This window comes from Aquimarina mycalae (assembly GCF_029906345.1).
Classification (GTDB): Bacteria; Bacteroidota; Bacteroidia; order Flavobacteriales; family Flavobacteriaceae; genus Aquimarina.
On sequence record NZ_JARYGY010000002.1, the window covers coordinates 23,704 to 39,609 of the forward strand.

The following is a 15,906-nucleotide window of genomic DNA, read 5'->3' on the forward strand; positions in this document are numbered from 1 at the left end:
TTTATGATTATAAACAAAAAATCCGCAGGTACTTATAGTCAATTCACTATAAGCTGCGGATTTTGTTTAGTTTTTAAGTAAATGTTTTTAATATAAAACCACTAAGTAGCAGGTTTATATTCCTTTTTATCTATCACCATTTTTGCTATTACTTCTCTTAAGATTTCCGAAGTTCCTCCTCCTATTGGCCCTAATCTACTATCTCTAAAAAGTCTTGCTATTGGATATTCTTCCATATACCCATAACCTCCTAATAACTGAAGGCACTTGTACATAGCTTCATCTGCGATTTTAGTTGACAATAGCTTTGACATACTAGCCTCTTTAACTACATATTGACCATTATCCAATCTTTTAGCCACAGAGTAATTAAACTCCTTACACATTTCTAGTTCACTAGCCATATCTGCTACAGAATGCCTCAATGCCTGAAACTTATCTATAGTTCTGCCAAAAGCTTCTCGCTCTCCCATATATTTAATCACATAATCTATTGCATATTCGGTTCTGGCATGAGCGTTAATACCCATTATCAACCTTTCTAATGCAAAATGCTGCATAATATATGAGAACCCTTTATTCTCTTCGCCCATCAAATTTTCTAATGGGATTTTAACATTTTCAAAAGCAATTTCTCCAGTATCGGAAGCTTTCCACCCTAATTTATCTAATTTAGTAGCAGAAATACCTGGAGTATCTCTATCCATAATAAAAATACTTATTCCTTTATTCCCTAACTCAGGAGTAGTTTTTGCCGCAACCACCAAGTAATCACTATACACTCCGTTAGTAATAAAAGTTTTGGAACCGTTAATTACATAAGAGTCTCCTTCTTTAACAGCTGTAGTTCTCATTCCTGCAACATCAGATCCTCCAAAAGGCTCAGAGATACATAAACATCCTATTTTCTCTCCAGTAATACTAGTTCTTAAATACTTTTCTTTAATCCTGTGATCGCCTTCTTTATTGACATGAGTCATTGCAAGATAAGCATGTGCCCACATTGCAGCGGCAAAACCACCTGAATTAATCTTTTGTAATTCTTCTAAAAATATAACAGTATAAAAAAGATCTAGATCCAATCCCCCATATTCTTCCGGATATGCAATCCCGAAATAGCCCATTTCACCGAATTTCTCCCAGATAAAACGTTCTATATCTCCTGTCTTTTCCCACTTTTCAATATGTGGAACTACTTCTTTTTGTAAAAAATCCTTAAGACTTTCTCTAAATAATTCGTGCTCTTCTGTAAAATACATGTTGTTTAAATGATAACTTTGGTTTATATAGTTAACATATTACTGTAAAGGAAACTGATATCTCAAAATCTATATATAGATTTAAGTATTATCAAAATTTACAGTAATTTTCTCCGATTTTTAATTTAATGTCAAATATAACTCTATTCTGTCTATTTTTTCTAAAGAAAAACCCTCAATTTTTCCTAATTCTTCAAAATTTGATATTCCATTATTTGCTTCTATAAAGTCTCGTATATCCAATGCTGTTTCAAAATCAAAATAAGGAACTTCCATCAATTCCTTTACTGAGGCAACGTTTACATTAATCTTCTTAATTTCTTTTTTATTTTTTACCGTATATAGCGCTAGGATCTTAGTGCGTTGGTTTCCATACAAACCTTTAACATCTTTAAGTTGAAGATCGCTAATAAATCCTCCTAATTCATTTCTGTATTTTATAATTCTCTCTGCGATAAAATCAGGTACACCTATTTTATCCTGAAGCTCTACTACAGAAATCGAGTTAAGATCTTCTTTCTGAGAAAAAGATTTAACTGAATATTTTTTCTTTTTATAAGGTTTTTGGTTTTTAGAATGCTGTACCCAATCTGGAAATTTGAACAAAGGAGAGATTCTCGCTAATAGTGAATCAGAAACTCCAGTGACTCTCTTAAAATCTGAAGCAGAATTTATCCATTTATTTTCTTTTCTAAAAGCATCTAATTTATCAAGTTCTTCTGGAGACAAGCCTAACACATATCCTTTATAATCTGTTATAAAATTTGGATTGAAAGGTTTTAATCGATAAGATTTTTTCTTTTCATTTGCAGCTAATTTATTCGCTTCAATTTGTGCCTGAAATTCTGCAAGTTCCTGGAAGTGTTCCACATCATTTCTAGATGTAGGATACCAATAAAATATCAACACCAAACCAAACAAGAAAAGTGACAAAAGAAGAATCCCATTTCGGAAACGTCTATGTATCTCGAAATGGGATTTCATATTTTTCATATTGAATAATAAACGACTTTATTTATTCGAAGCTTTTATTGCATCAAAATATCTCGCAAGTTGTTTTTTAACTACTGGGAACAGGAAGAATAATCCTACCATATTAGGGAACACCATTGCGAAAATCATCGCATCAGAGAATGCCCAAATTGATCCCATACTTGCAGCAGCACCAATAATAACAAAAGTTAAAAATAAAAGTTTATATACTAAATCCGCTGTCTTACCTCTACCAAATAAGAATTTCCAAGACTGTAATCCATAGTAAGACCAAGATATCATAGTAGATACTGCAAACAACACTACAGCAATTGTTAAGAATATATTAGAATACGGAATAAATTTACCAAAGGCTTGTGCAGTAATCCCTGCTCCTTCATAAGAAACACCATCTATTAAAACAGCTCCACTACCATCTCCTCCATATTGAAAAGCTCCTCCTGAATTGAAAATAATTATTACTAAAGCTGTCATTGTACAGATTACTACTGTATCAATAAAAGGCTCTAACAACGCTACAAGTCCTTCTGAGGCTGAATATTTTGTTTTTACAGCAGAGTGAGCAATTGAGGCAGAACCTGCTCCTGCTTCATTAGAAAATGCTGCTCTTTTAAACCCTACTAATAAAACTCCTATTAGTCCTCCTACTCCTATTGCTTTCGGATTAAATGCTTCAGTAACAATCATACCAATAGCATCATCAATAAAAGAGAAATTACTAAAAATTATATACAAACAAGCTATGATGTACATTACTGCCATTAAAGGAACTACTTTTTCAGTCACGGAAGCAATTCTTTTAATTCCTCCAATAATAATAATCCCTACAAGAATAGCCAATACAACTCCTATTACAGTCCCTGCACCTGTACTCTCTAAGCCCATTAGTTCTTTTAAAACAATTGTTGCTTGATTGGATTGTGCAGCGTTTCCACCACCAAATGATCCTCCGATACAGAAAACGGCAAAAATAACCGCGGCTATTTTACCAAGTACTGTAAAACCTCTTTCCTTAAGTCCTTTACTTAAGTAATACATTGGACCTCCGTATACGGTTCCATCTTCACCAACATCTCGATATTGAACTCCTAAAGTACATTCTACAAACTTTGTAGACATACCTAATAATCCACAAATAATCATCCAAAAAGTAGCTCCTGGTCCTCCTAACGCAATTGCCAATGCAACCCCAGCAATATTACCATTACCAACTGTTCCAGAAACTGCAGTGGCTAACGCTTGAAAATGCGATACCTCTCCGTCTTTGCTTTCATCTCTTATGGTATCAGGAATATCTCCATCCACTGCTGCATCAGGATCACCTAATCCATGACCTTCTACATCATCATATTTTCCTCTAACTACATTAATAGCTTTTGCGAAATATCGAATATTAGGAAATCCAAAATAAATTGTAAAGAACAATGCACTTAACACCAACAGTATTATTACAAAAGGCGCTCCTGCATACACTTCAAAAAAGATAACGCTAGAGAAAAAATCTGAAACTGGTTGAAAAGCTTCATCTATTTTTTGGTCTAGACCTTTTTCGGTTGTCTCTTGTGCGAATGTTAATAATGGAATTGTGAGTGCTAAAATTGAAAGAAGAATTCTCTTCATAATGTGTGAGTTAATTGAATTTAGTTTTTTAGAAGTGAGCAAGATGCTAAAAAAAACAATTGTTTACAATTATTTAACTATTAAATCTTCAGCATAAGTTAAATATTAAATTCTTTATTTAACAGATTCACTTGTTCTGGACGACCTAGAACAACGACCTTAGATCCTGGCTTCAAAATGGTATCGGCTTCTGGGTTTACAATATACTCGCCATCAGGAGATTTATAACCAATTATTGTACATCCTGTTCTCGATCTCATATCAATAGTACGAATGGTTCTTTCTTTTTGGTCATCAAACATATCCTCAAAAGATACTTCTTCGATATTAATAGATTTTTTACCTACTATAGAAAGGTTATCCAGAAACTCAATCAAATCAGGAACCACTACTAGCGAAGCCATATGATCTCCTCCTATTCTGTCTGGCATAATTACATTATCTGCACCTGCAAGTTTTATTTTCTTATAAGATGTATCTTGAGAAGCTCTACTTATAATTTTCAAACCTCTATTAATTTGTCTTGCTGATAATACTATAAATAAATTATCTGCATCCTCAGGTAATGTGCAAATTAAACAAGAGGCATCTTTTATTTCGGCTTTAAGTAACACTTCATCTTCTGTAGCATTACCTTCTAAAAAGAAAAGGGTATCGCTTTGATGTTTTTCGATTATACTTTTATCTTTCTCTATAATCACAAAGGGTTTATTATATGCCAACAACTTATCAGCTGCTTGTTTACCATTCCGGCCATAGCCCACAATGATTATATGGTTTTCTAATTTATGTATCATCTTTTGCAATTTTCGATATTGTACTCGTTGAGGGTCACTTTTACCTACAATATATTCTGTAATTACAGATAAGGAATATGCTAGTATTACTGCACTTGTAGTAATCAAGAAAACTGTAAATAATTTTGCAGTATCATCTAATGGTTCTACTTCACCAAAACCTACAGTAGACATAGTTATAACTGTCATATATAAAGCATCGATCCAAGAATAATCCGAAAAAAAACGAAATCCCAATACTCCAACTGCAACCACAGTTATCAGTAAAACTAATGCTATATATATTTTAGATCTAAACCACTTTAACATACCTATAAGTCAAATACCGAAGTTCTTTTAGTGTATACTAGATCTTTTAATTTAAGCCAAAATGCAAGATTAAGATAAATTACAAAACCTAAACCAGCAGTAGCAAAAGTCAAATAAATAAAAAATAAGCGCACATTCTTAGCTCTCATTCCCAATCTATCGGCTAATCTGCTAGAAACATAAAATCCGTTTCGTTCTAAAAAATGTCTTAAGTTATAAAGCATAATGCAAAATAATTATATTATCCCAAACTATGATCTCTATTCAGTAAATAATTACCGATTGCACATCTTAGACATGCATTTTGATCACAATAATTGTTTTTAAGTTGAATCATAGCTTGAGAATGTAGAGCATCTTCAATATTAATTCCTAATGCAGAAAACTTATTCACAATAGCATTCTTTTCTGTTGGCAATTGTGATATTAGTCCAAAAACCTCTTGTTCTGCATCTTTTCCTATACTTTTTGCATACAAGAATTTTAAAGGTATCACGGTGTTGATCAAAATTAAATGAATAAATGATTTGGTAAGACGCTTATTTCTAGTTGTAGATTCTTTGCTAAAAGTATAATGATTCTTCCAAAAACTACTTGCTTCAATATTGAATAAGACATAAAACTCTTCTAATCTCTTGGCTTCAATAATTTTACTAAAAAGCTGTTTGTTTTTAAAGTAAAGATTTGCAAGTTGCGACAATCTTATCGTTGGAAAATTTGGTGGGCGCAATCTAAAAAATTGAAATGGTAATACACCTTGATTTTTCAATTGAAATTTACCTCTTAAAAAGTCATATTCTTTTCTAAGTCTTTGAACATATTCATCCTCTACCTCTAGATCAAGCATACTGGCTTGACCAAAAAACAAAGCCTCTAACCGATCTAAATGATTACTACATTTTTGCACTACAGAAAACTCTAATGAATTAGCTAAACTCAAAAAAGCATCACCATTAGCCTTAAGTCCAAAATTCTTAGATAGTAATCTAAACAATATAGCCTCCCAATTATTGGAAGCGTTTTGCAATAACTCTTTTATTAAAATTGACTTGTGCTCTAACCTTTCTACATACAACCTTTCTTGCCAATTAGCTATTGTAAAACCTGACACTTGATGAAGTTGTTTTTGGCACTTAATCCATCGTTTATTATTAACTTTAAAAATCCTCTGATATTGATTTAGTATCGATTCATCTACATAATCCCTTAACTGTAATGATGGTATTATAGAATTATCGTTTCTAAAAATTGTTATATCATCTTCCCAAACAACATGTAAGATTACATTATCATACATGGGATCCGACTCATGATTGTGAGCATACCAATCACTAGATTTGATATGTATTTCTATATTTCCTGCCCATTTTTGATCATCAATTACTAATTGAGCATTAAAAAAATCGGGGCCTGAATTTTGTTCATTATGATCACCAATACGTTGAAGTATAATTCTTTCTTTGTTTGTTGTTTTAAGATTAGAAAATTCAAACTTTTTATATTTCCATATATAATGGAGGAAATCTTCTTTCATTTTATTAATCATTAATTTTCAATCAATTCTCCTTGAGTGTTATGATTATGTGTAAGCAATAGTAGAAATGTTACCCATTCAGTCAATTTTTAAATATTACAGCAACTTTTTTGGGGAAAACCGTAAAAACTGTGACAATATAACACGCTTAAAATCAAAATATTAACACTATATTACAATAGTAATTCAACAAAACTCACAACTTATTTTATTTACACAAATTCAATTTTTATGAAAACTTTTAAAACCGTCGCTTTCATTGCGATATTAACCAGTATTTTATACTCGTGTCAGAACGATGAACTATTTGAACCTGAACCCGCACAAGAGGTTCCAGCAGAAGTTTTACTCAAAATTCAACAATTAGGTGTTAATACAACTGGAGTTATTCCATATACACAGGAGCTCCCAGATGGAACCAAAGAATTTGGATGGTTGTCTCATGATATCTTTTTATCTCATGATGATATACTAAACATGCCTAATCTTCCATCCTCAGAAGATGAAGTCACACAAAAGTTATATCGCACAAACAACCTTGTTAGAGTTCCTAATAATGGAAGAAGGGTAATTACAGTAAGAGGACGTAATCTAAACCGTAATCTAAGAAGAGGGCTTCGAAGGGCAGTTGCAAATTATAACAATCTGAACCTTAAGTTTAGATTAGAACTATCTTTTGGAAATAATAATGGAGGCAAAAACATTGTAGTATTTAGCAATTCATCTAATAATCAAGGAGGAGTAGCAGGTTTCCCAAGGAATGGAAATCCATTTAATCGAGTAGAAATCGATGGTGGTTCTTCTTCTTTACCGTTGGGCGCTATCGAGCATTTAATGACTCACGAATTAGGTCATTGTTTTGGTCTTAGACATTCTGATTTTGGGACACGTAGTTCTTGCCCACCATTTTTACAAGGTAATGAAGGTGCTGGAAGTATTGGAGCAGTATTTATTCCTGGAACAGATGGTAGCGTAGATTCTCAATCTTCTGTAATGCGAGCATGCTTTAGGATTAATGAAACTGGAAACTTTTTTAGGCAAGATAGAGTTGGACTAAGAAGACTTTATCAATAGTTAGTATCAAATTAGGTTGAATTACAAAATAAAAGGGTTATCCTAACGATAACCCTTCTTTTTATCTTCAATACAGTTACTTAATCTGTAACCTACTATATATAAACCAATTACTCTGAATTCAACAATAAAAAAAGATAAACCCCTTTAAAATCATACTATTTCACATAAAATAGTACTATTTACTCTTAAAAAAGGCTTAAATACTCGAAAAATGTACTATTGGTAAGATTTTATGTATTAATGGAAATTATTAAAATCGGATCATTTCTTTACTTTGTTATAGAAATAGGGAAAATATTTTCATTAAAAATATAAAGATTACAAAATCCTAAGCTTAGTTGAGTTTGTGTTAGGTTATAGATGGTTGTCATTGTTGACGACCATCTTTATTTTAGACTATATTGTATAAAAGTTTAGATACGGATATCGGGATAAACATCAAACTTATTAAAAAAAGCTTTCCTGAATTTTGAAGAATTAGAATAATTCAGATTACCCATTACTTCTTTAATAGACAACCCTTCTGTAAAAATCATATTATAAGAGCTTTCTAGTTTTTTATTATTAAAAAATTCTAAAGGCGTCTGGTCATGAATTTCTTTAAACATATTAAAGAAATTTGTTCGACTCATATGTGCCATAGATGATAATTGATCAACACCTATAAAAGGTTCGTGTAAGTTATGCTCGAGATATGTACTTACTTTGTATATATTACCTACTTGAGAACTATTAATATTAAATGGATTGCTTTCTGTCTCCCATTTAAGTACATCTCTCCAGAATGTTTCTAATAAACGAATTCCTCTGGCTATGAAATACAGATAATTTTCAACCTTACTAAAATTAGGTGTAACAATCTGATCAAATAATATAGATTGCTTATAGGATAAATAAAATTTATTAATATCCTGATGAGAATGTCTAATGTAGCTATCTACTTTTTCAGCCATAAGGCTGTTTTTCATAAAATACGGCTTGGTATACGAACTCTTAAGAACAATCATGGTAGATTTTACTTCAGCTCCTTTAGTAATATAGACTCTTTCTCCTTGTTGCGCATCCATGCATCTCATATTTCCTGGAGTGTAGCTATCAGAATAAGAGCTTACAATTTCATTTTTTTTAACTTGATGGTTTAGTGCGTACTTTCTAAAATGTAAAATAATATCATTTTCGTCAATAGGTTCCCTCACATATTCTATATCCACATGTGCTTTGTAGTTATTAATAAAAAGAAAAACCTCAGGAGATATTTTATAATAACTCAAATATCCTTCTGCTATTTCTGGAGGAAAGTAGATCCTATCAGTAACCCCATCAGGTTCTAATTGAGATCTAAAATAGTTCCTTAGTTTATCTATATCAGAAAAGTCAAATGAATATTTTTCCATAGTACATCGATTTTATACGAATCCTTCTTTTAATAGATTGATATTTTACCTAAAAGTTGCGTAAAACATCTCATATAAATCAGATTTAAGTATAAAAACAACCCCTATACTAGTTTTCATAACTAATAAAGGGGATAATCTTATTTCTTATAAAGATAAATAATTTATTTTATATGACTAATAACATCATATTTGGTGATGATATGATGTTTTCCATTTTCCAGCGCTACAAGAACCGCAGGATTTCCATTTTTAATCAGTCCAGATATTTCATCCAGAGAAGTATTAGCACTAACAATCGGAAAGGGATCGTTCATGATTTCTCTTATTGGTGTATCGCCTGTATTCTTATTATCAAGAAATGCCGTAAACAAGGCACTTTCATCTACAGATCCTACAAAACCTTCACTGTCCTGTACAGGAATTTGAGAAATCTGAAATTTTCGCATACGTTCAATTGCATGAGAAACCAATTCTTCGGTTTTTACAGTTACCAGAGGTTTTTCTACATGACCTTTAACTAAATCTACCGCTGTAGACACTTCTTCTTCAAGAAAACCTCGTTCACGCATCCAATCATCATTAAACATTTTACCAACATAACGACTCCCGTGATCATGAAATAGTACAACTACAACATCTTCTTTCTTAAAGTTTTCTTTTAGCTGCAATAATCCTTTAACAGCTGCTCCCGCACTATTACCTAAAAACATACCTTCTTCTTTGGCTAGTCTTTGGGTATAAACTGCTGCATCCTTATCGGTTACTTTTGTAAACCCGTCAATAATTGAGAAATCTACATTTTTGGGTAGAATATCTTCTCCAATACCTTCTGTGATATAAGAGTAAATTTCATTTTCATCAAAAACACCAGTTTCATGATATTTTTTAAATACCGATCCATACGTATCGATACCCCAAATTTTTATATTTGGATTTTTTTCTTTTAAATATTTACCCACTCCAGAAATCGTACCTCCAGTACCAACACCCACAATAAAGTGAGTTATTTTTCCTTCTGTCTGTTCCCAAATCTCAGGACCTGTACTTTCATAATGTGCTATCGCATTAGAAGGGTTATCGTACTGATTAACATACCAAGAATTTGGAGTTTCTTCTGCTAATCTTTTAGAAACAGAATAATATGATCTAGGATCATCTGGTTCTACGTTGGTTGGGCAAACCATCACTTTAGCTCCAACTGCTCTAAGAATATCCATCTTTTCCTTAGATTGTTTATCTGCCATAACACAGATTAACCTATATCCTTTAACTATAGCTACCAGAGCGAGTCCCATTCCAGTATTACCAGATGTACCTTCTATAATAGTTCCTCCTGGTTTTAATCTTCCATCTGCTTCAGCATCTTCAATCATCTTCAAGGCCATACGATCTTTTACTGAGTTCCCAGGATTAAAAGTCTCATACTTAGCCAATACTAATGCATCAACATCATTCACTAATGCATTCATTTTAACCAAAGGTGTATCTCCTATGGTTTCTAATATATTGTTTGCGTATTTCACAAGTTTACAATTTTATTACAGTCTATATTGTTTTTTTATGCCGTGCAAAGATACAAATACAAAGTAAGAAGTAATGACGAAGACAATTGATTTAAATACTACTGAAATCGGATTGCTTTTGAGGGCGAAATTTTAGCAATTACGTAAGAGGGTATCAATAGCATTACTAAGCATAATAACATCGTACCAAGATTGAGTAAAATAATATATCCGACATCTATATATATTGGTGCAGTACTCACATAATATGTAGCAGGATTCAATCCAATAACACCATAATATTTTTGAATTAATAGTAGACCTATTCCTATAAGGTTACCCCAAAAAAGTCCTATTAAAATTAAATAACCTGCATTATAAAGAAATACTTTTCTGATACTCCAATCATTCGTACCTAATGATTTTAGAATTCCGATCATTGGTGTTCTTTCTAAAATCAAGACCAACAAAGCGGTAATCATATTAATCCCTGCAACTAATATAATAATGCTGATAATCCCAAAAATGTTCAAATCGAAAAGTTTTAACCATTCAAAAATGCTTCCATATTTTAAAGCAATGGTTTGTGCTTCCAGATCAGAAGGGATGCTGTTATAAATCTCACCTCCCTTTTTATCAATTTCATCAAAATCATCTATAAACACTTCAAATCCTCCAACTTGATTTTCTTTCCATTTATTCATTTTTTGGATATGTCTTATATCCGCAAAAATAAATTTCTCATCAAACTCTTGGAAACCAGAATCATATATACCAACTATCTCAAAAGCTCTAATATTAGCTGGAATATTAGAACTCGAATTCTTTTTAAGAAAGACGGTATTTGCCTTATCTCCTACTCGTAAACCTAAACGCGAAGATGTATAAGATGATATTAATATTTGGTTATTTCTAGGGTCAGAAAAGTCAGGTAAGCATCCCTCTACTAAAAATTCTTTAAAATAAGACCAGTTATAATCATCTCCAACTCCTTTTACTACCACTCCTTCAAAATCATCTTCTGTTCTGATCAAACCACCTTTTGTAGCAACTCCCTGAACATGTGTAACACCATCTACATCAGTAAATTTTGGATAAAAATGCTGTTCTTTCTTTATAGGAATCAATGATTCTATACTACTGTTATTATCATAACTGGAAATAATAACATGACCATTGAAGGCTGCAACTTTTTCTCTTATTTTACGTTGTAAACCTACACCAGTAGCAACAGTGATCAACATCATAACCATACCGATGGCAATAGCAAAAATTGCTATTTTTATGATTGCGGATGATATGCTACTTTTATGTTCCTTACCTTTGATAAGGCGTTTGGCAATAAAATATTCGAAATTCAAGATTACTTATGGTTTTTATCAGAAATGCATTCAAAAATACGTTTTTATTCCTTTTCACAGTGTTTATTTCTTGTGGAAGCGGAACAAAAATAACATCCCAGACTTCTTCTACGGATAATAAACCTACTGTTAATGAAAAAAGTATTATCTCAGAAAGTCAAAAACAAGATTCATTAGACATCTTAAAACCGATTATAGTTGGTGCTAATCAAACAGAACTATATCTTCCTTTATTAGAAGGAAAGAAAGTTGCAATAGTGGGTAATCAGACCTCTGTAATTTTTAAGTATCCTAATCTTGGTCCATTATTACAAACTACGGGAGTTACTGCTAATAATTTGGATCAATATATTCATCTTGTGGATTCATTATTATCCAGAAAGATATCGATTCAAAAAGTATTTGCTCCAGAACATGGTTTTAGAGGCACAGCAGATGCTGGTGAATTAGTTGCAGATGGGAAAGACACCAAAACAGGATTACCAATCATTTCGTTACACGGAAAAACCAAAAAACCCTCTGCAGAAGCTCTTGCTGGCATTGAAATCGTAATTTTTGATATTCAAGATGTAGGAGCTCGATTCTACACTTATATTTCTACACTTCATTATGTAATGCAGGCTTGTGCAGAAAACGATATTCCATTATTGATCTTGGATCGTCCTAATCCTAATGGTCATTATATTGATGGTCCAACATTAGAACCAGAACATTCAAGTTTTGTAGGTGTTCACCCAATCCCATTAGTTCATGGTATGACAATCGGAGAATATGCTAAAATGGTAAATGGAGAAGGTTGGTTAGGAAATGATTTAAAGTGCGAAATTCAAATTATCACCGTACAGAATTACACACATCAAACATTCTATAGTTTAGCAATAAGACCTTCCCCAAACCTACCCAATGACACTTCGATAAACCTTTATCCTAGCCTTGGTTTTTTTGAAGGAACTACTATAAATGCAGGTCGTGGTACCGAAATGCAGTTTCAGATTTTTGGGTCAACAGATTTTTCAATTGATCAATATGATTTTGCATATACACCTCAACCTAATTTTGGTTCTAAATACCCTAAACATAAGGGAGAAGTATGCTATGGAAAAGATTTAAGAAAAACAGAGCGACTTAATAGTATAAACCTCCAATGGCTATTAGATGCTTATCGTAACTCTAAAAACAAAGAAGGATTTTTTAATACCAAATCATTTACCATTCACGCGGGAACTCAAAAATTACAACAACAAATAGAACAAGGATACACGGCTCGTGAAATCAAGAAAACCTGGATAAAAGATCTGGAAAAATTCAAAAAAATAAGAGCCCAATATCTGATATATGATTGATCTGACGACATTAAATAAGACCCCTGTTTTCAGGGATGTCAAAAGCTAATGAAATTAGTACCTTTGACTATGTTTGTATTATCAAATAATGATGTGTTTTCGGTTTACTAAACAGTGACTTAACTAAAAAAACATAGTAATCCGAACAGCAACAAACATGGAATAGCAATCAATTGTATTATGCATATTTTTAGGAACGTTTTAGCCTTTTCTTTACTATTTTTTTCATTCTATATACATGCACAAATAGATAACAATGAAATTTCATCTTTTAAAAAAAATGAAAGAAGAATTGTAAAAGAAATTCAAAAACTGGTCAATACTAGAGGTAAACGAGAAGAAGCATACAATAAAGTTCACGAGCAATTTAACAAGAAAGGATTTAAAAGCGATCGATTTAAGGCAGATTTAAGTTTGATTCTTAGTTCTTATTTTAAGAATAAATCTCAAATAGATTCATCTAAATATTATGCGCAAAAAATATTATCCCTCAAAAATTTTGATAATGATACTATAAAACATGAAATCTATGGTCTGTCCTATAATTTACTAGGAATGATAGATGCTAAAATTGGGCTTAATGAAAAATCAAAAAAATGGCATCTAAAAGGTATTGATCTCTCCTTAAAATATGATGATAAACGTATTTATTATGTCAACTCTTTTGGGCTGGCAAATGTGTACATCGCCACATCAGAACACGAAGCTGCGCTAGAGCTGTTTAAAAAATGTGTAAAATACACCGAAAATTCAGAAATGGTTTTCGGAAGTTACGTTAACATCGCTACCATTTATGGAAATTGGGAACAATATGACGAAACCATTAAATATCTAGAAAAAGCACGTGAGCTCTGTACAAAAGCCAAAAGATATAGCTGTATTGGAACGATTTCAATCAATTTAGCAATCACTTATAAAAAATTAGGCAATGTGGATCAAGCTTTACTAACTTTTGATGAAGCAATTGAAATCGCCACAACCAATAAATATCATAAAATGGAAATTATTGGTAATGTAGAAAAAGGACGTGTACTAAATGATCAAAAAAAGCATAAAGAAGCAGAAGAAATTATGTTATTGGCGTTAGAAAAGGCAAAAACAGTTGGTTTTCTAAATGAACAGAAAAAAATATTTTATAGATTAAAAGAGGTGTCAGTTTCTCAAAATGATTATAAAAAAGCACTTGCCTATCAAGAAAAATATCACGAAGTAATCGATTCTACTAGGTCATTAGATAAGGACGAAGAAATTAACGAACTCGAAGTAAAGTACAAAACTTTACAAAAAGAGAAAGAAATAAAATTTCTACAAATCGAAAATACGAATAGAGCCTTAGAATTAGCAAATCGCGAGGAAGCAATTAGAAATCTGAAGCTCAAACAAGAAATTGAACATAAGGAGAATGAAATTGAGAAAAAAGAGAACGAAAACAAAATGTTATCTTTTCAGAACACCACAGACAAAACGCTAAAGGACAATATCATTTTAAAGAAAAATCAAGAACTTAAGATATTAGAAATAAAAAGACAACAAGAAGAAACTTCCAGGCAAAAAACATTTAAATACATAATTTTATATTCGTTTTTAATACTTTTAATTCCAGTAATTGGATTACTGATTACCTATTATCAAAAAATTAAGGCTCAGAGTGAATTGAATCAAAAACAAAAAGAAATAAATCAGGAAAAAATATCTTCCTTATTAAAAGATCAGGAGTTAAAGGTAATCAAAGCTTCTGTAGCGGGTCAGGATAAAGAAAGAAAACGGATCGCTCAGGAATTACATGATAGTATCGGAGGAAACTTGGCTGCAATAAAACTCCAGTTAAATAACTCTCATAACAATGGTAGTAACAAAAGTCATTTAAAAACAATCAATATTCAGATAGATGACACCTATGAGCTGGTAAGAAGTCTATCTCATAATTTAATTCCTAAAAAATTTACAAAAAACAATTTTTGTGACGTTATTGAAGAATATTTCACCAATATTGGTGGTGCTAGTAGTTTAGACACTTCATTTAGTGCATATCCAAGAAAAACAATTGATTTATTAGAGGAAGCTATCAAAATTGAAACTTTTAAAATCATTCAAGAACTAATTACTAATACGATTAAACATGCAAAAGCCACTTCTATAACCCTTCAGTTAAATTTATTTGAAAACGAGTTAAGTATTCTATTTGAAGATAACGGTATTGGTTTTGAACTAAATAAAAATGGAGAAGGTATTGGATTTACGAATATCAGAAGTAGATTAAAAAAAATATCTGGAGTTATAGACATTGATTCAAGAATAAAAAGAGGAACTATTATTAATATTACAATTACCAACTTAATAACTGCCACCAATGAAGTATAATTTAATTATTGCAGATGATCACAAAATGTTTTTAGATGGATTGCTAAGTATCCTACATTCTGAAAAAGAATATAACATTTTGTTAACCGCTAAAAACGGCAAGCATATCGCTAAGTATTTAGAAATCAATCCTGATGAAAAAATAGATCTTATTATTACCGATATTACCATGCCAGAAATGGATGGTATTTCTCTTAATAAAATAGTAAAACAAAGAAGCAATACTATTGAAACCTTGGTTGTAAGTATGCATAATAACCCAGATATGATCGACAACCTTATTGAACATGATGTTGATGGATATGTCCCAAAAAACGCAGAAAAAGAAGAGCTTCTTAGAGCTATCCAAACCA

General features: G+C 31.7%; 13 protein-coding genes. 4 read left to right on the top strand and 9 right to left on the bottom strand.

Annotation, left to right across the window (positions count from 1 at the left end; translation table 11 throughout):
* Nucleotides 1–101: 101 nt before the first annotated feature.
* From QBK95_RS04755 to QBK95_RS04780, 6 genes are all read right to left on the bottom strand, one after another.
* Nucleotides 102–1,259 (bottom strand): acyl-CoA dehydrogenase family protein, encoded by a 1,158-nt coding sequence (locus tag QBK95_RS04755; RefSeq protein ID WP_280931113.1) that lies wholly within the window; start codon nt 1,257–1,259, stop codon nt 102–104.
* A gap of 120 nt (nt 1,260–1,379) precedes the next feature.
* A complete protein-coding gene (locus tag QBK95_RS04760; RefSeq protein WP_280931115.1) occupies nt 1,380–2,243 on the bottom strand; it encodes a helix-hairpin-helix domain-containing protein in 864 nt (287 codons plus the stop codon).
* Nucleotides 2,244–2,270: 27 nt separating this feature from the next.
* Nucleotides 2,271–3,872 (bottom strand): alanine/glycine:cation symporter family protein, encoded by a 1,602-nt coding sequence (locus tag QBK95_RS04765; protein WP_280931117.1) that lies wholly within the window; start codon nt 3,870–3,872, stop codon nt 2,271–2,273.
* Nucleotides 3,873–3,970: 98 nt separating this feature from the next.
* Nucleotides 3,971–4,978: a potassium channel family protein gene (locus QBK95_RS04770; protein WP_280931119.1), complete on the bottom strand. Its 1,008-nt coding sequence runs from the start codon at nt 4,976–4,978 to the stop codon at nt 3,971–3,973.
* Nucleotides 4,979–4,980: 2 nt separating this feature from the next.
* Entirely contained in the window at nt 4,981–5,202 is a 222-nt protein-coding gene (locus QBK95_RS04775; protein WP_280931121.1) for a PspC domain-containing protein, read from the bottom strand.
* A 17-nt stretch (nt 5,203–5,219) separates the two neighbouring features.
* A complete protein-coding gene (locus QBK95_RS04780) occupies nt 5,220–6,512 on the bottom strand; it encodes a DUF2851 family protein (RefSeq protein ID WP_280931123.1) in 1,293 nt (430 codons plus the stop codon).
* 231 nt (nt 6,513–6,743) lie between these two features.
* Here QBK95_RS04780 and QBK95_RS04785 point away from each other — a divergent pair, with 231 nt between their 5' ends.
* Entirely contained in the window at nt 6,744–7,586 is an 843-nt protein-coding gene (locus QBK95_RS04785; RefSeq protein ID WP_280931125.1) for a M57 family metalloprotease, read from the top strand.
* A 416-nt stretch (nt 7,587–8,002) separates the two neighbouring features.
* Here QBK95_RS04785 and QBK95_RS04790 read toward each other — a convergent pair whose 3' ends face one another.
* From QBK95_RS04790 to QBK95_RS04800, 3 genes are all read right to left on the bottom strand, one after another.
* Nucleotides 8,003–8,983: a helix-turn-helix domain-containing protein gene (locus QBK95_RS04790; protein WP_280931127.1), complete on the bottom strand. Its 981-nt coding sequence runs from the start codon at nt 8,981–8,983 to the stop codon at nt 8,003–8,005.
* Between the two features lie 164 nt (nt 8,984–9,147).
* Entirely contained in the window at nt 9,148–10,509 is a 1,362-nt protein-coding gene (locus QBK95_RS04795; protein ID WP_280931129.1) for a pyridoxal-phosphate dependent enzyme, read from the bottom strand.
* A gap of 98 nt (nt 10,510–10,607) precedes the next feature.
* A complete protein-coding gene (locus tag QBK95_RS04800; protein ID WP_280931130.1) occupies nt 10,608–11,849 on the bottom strand; it encodes an ABC transporter permease in 1,242 nt (413 codons plus the stop codon).
* An 8-nt stretch (nt 11,850–11,857) separates the two neighbouring features.
* On the opposite strand from QBK95_RS04800, the gene QBK95_RS04805 reads away from it, so the two are divergent.
* From QBK95_RS04805 to QBK95_RS04815, 3 genes are all read left to right on the top strand, one after another.
* Nucleotides 11,858–13,192 carry an exo-beta-N-acetylmuramidase NamZ family protein gene (locus QBK95_RS04805; RefSeq protein ID WP_280931132.1) on the top strand — a complete coding sequence of 445 codons (1,335 nt, stop codon included), beginning with the start codon at nt 11,858–11,860 and terminating at the stop codon, nt 13,190–13,192.
* 180 nt (nt 13,193–13,372) lie between these two features.
* Entirely contained in the window at nt 13,373–15,553 is a 2,181-nt protein-coding gene (locus QBK95_RS04810; protein WP_280931133.1) for a tetratricopeptide repeat-containing sensor histidine kinase, read from the top strand.
* Nucleotides 15,543–15,906 (top strand): response regulator (locus QBK95_RS04815; protein ID WP_280931135.1); only part of this gene is annotated, 364 nt, incomplete at its 3' end. The genes QBK95_RS04810 and QBK95_RS04815, both read left to right, overlap by 11 nt.

What these genes read in the sequence shown, in the direction of transcription:
- QBK95_RS04755 (WP_280931113.1), bottom strand. Translation starts at nt 1,259, where the DNA reads ATGTATTTTACAGAAGAGCACGAATTATTTAGAGAAAGTCTTAAGGAT.
- QBK95_RS04760 (WP_280931115.1), bottom strand. Translation starts at nt 2,243, where the DNA reads ATGAAATCCCATTTCGAGATACATAGACGTTTCCGAAATGGGATTCTT.
- QBK95_RS04765 (WP_280931117.1), bottom strand. Translation starts at nt 3,872, where the DNA reads ATGAAGAGAATTCTTCTTTCAATTTTAGCACTCACAATTCCATTATTA.
- QBK95_RS04770 (WP_280931119.1), bottom strand. Translation starts at nt 4,978, where the DNA reads ATGTTAAAGTGGTTTAGATCTAAAATATATATAGCATTAGTTTTACTG.
- QBK95_RS04775 (WP_280931121.1), bottom strand. Translation starts at nt 5,202, where the DNA reads ATGCTTTATAACTTAAGACATTTTTTAGAACGAAACGGATTTTATGTT.
- QBK95_RS04780 (WP_280931123.1), bottom strand. Translation starts at nt 6,512, where the DNA reads ATGAAAGAAGATTTCCTCCATTATATATGGAAATATAAAAAGTTTGAA.
- QBK95_RS04785 (WP_280931125.1), top strand. Translation starts at nt 6,744, where the DNA reads ATGAAAACTTTTAAAACCGTCGCTTTCATTGCGATATTAACCAGTATT.
- QBK95_RS04790 (WP_280931127.1), bottom strand. Translation starts at nt 8,983, where the DNA reads ATGGAAAAATATTCATTTGACTTTTCTGATATAGATAAACTAAGGAAC.
- QBK95_RS04805 (WP_280931132.1), top strand. Translation starts at nt 11,858, where the DNA reads ATGGTTTTTATCAGAAATGCATTCAAAAATACGTTTTTATTCCTTTTC.
- QBK95_RS04810 (WP_280931133.1), top strand. Translation starts at nt 13,373, where the DNA reads ATGCATATTTTTAGGAACGTTTTAGCCTTTTCTTTACTATTTTTTTCA.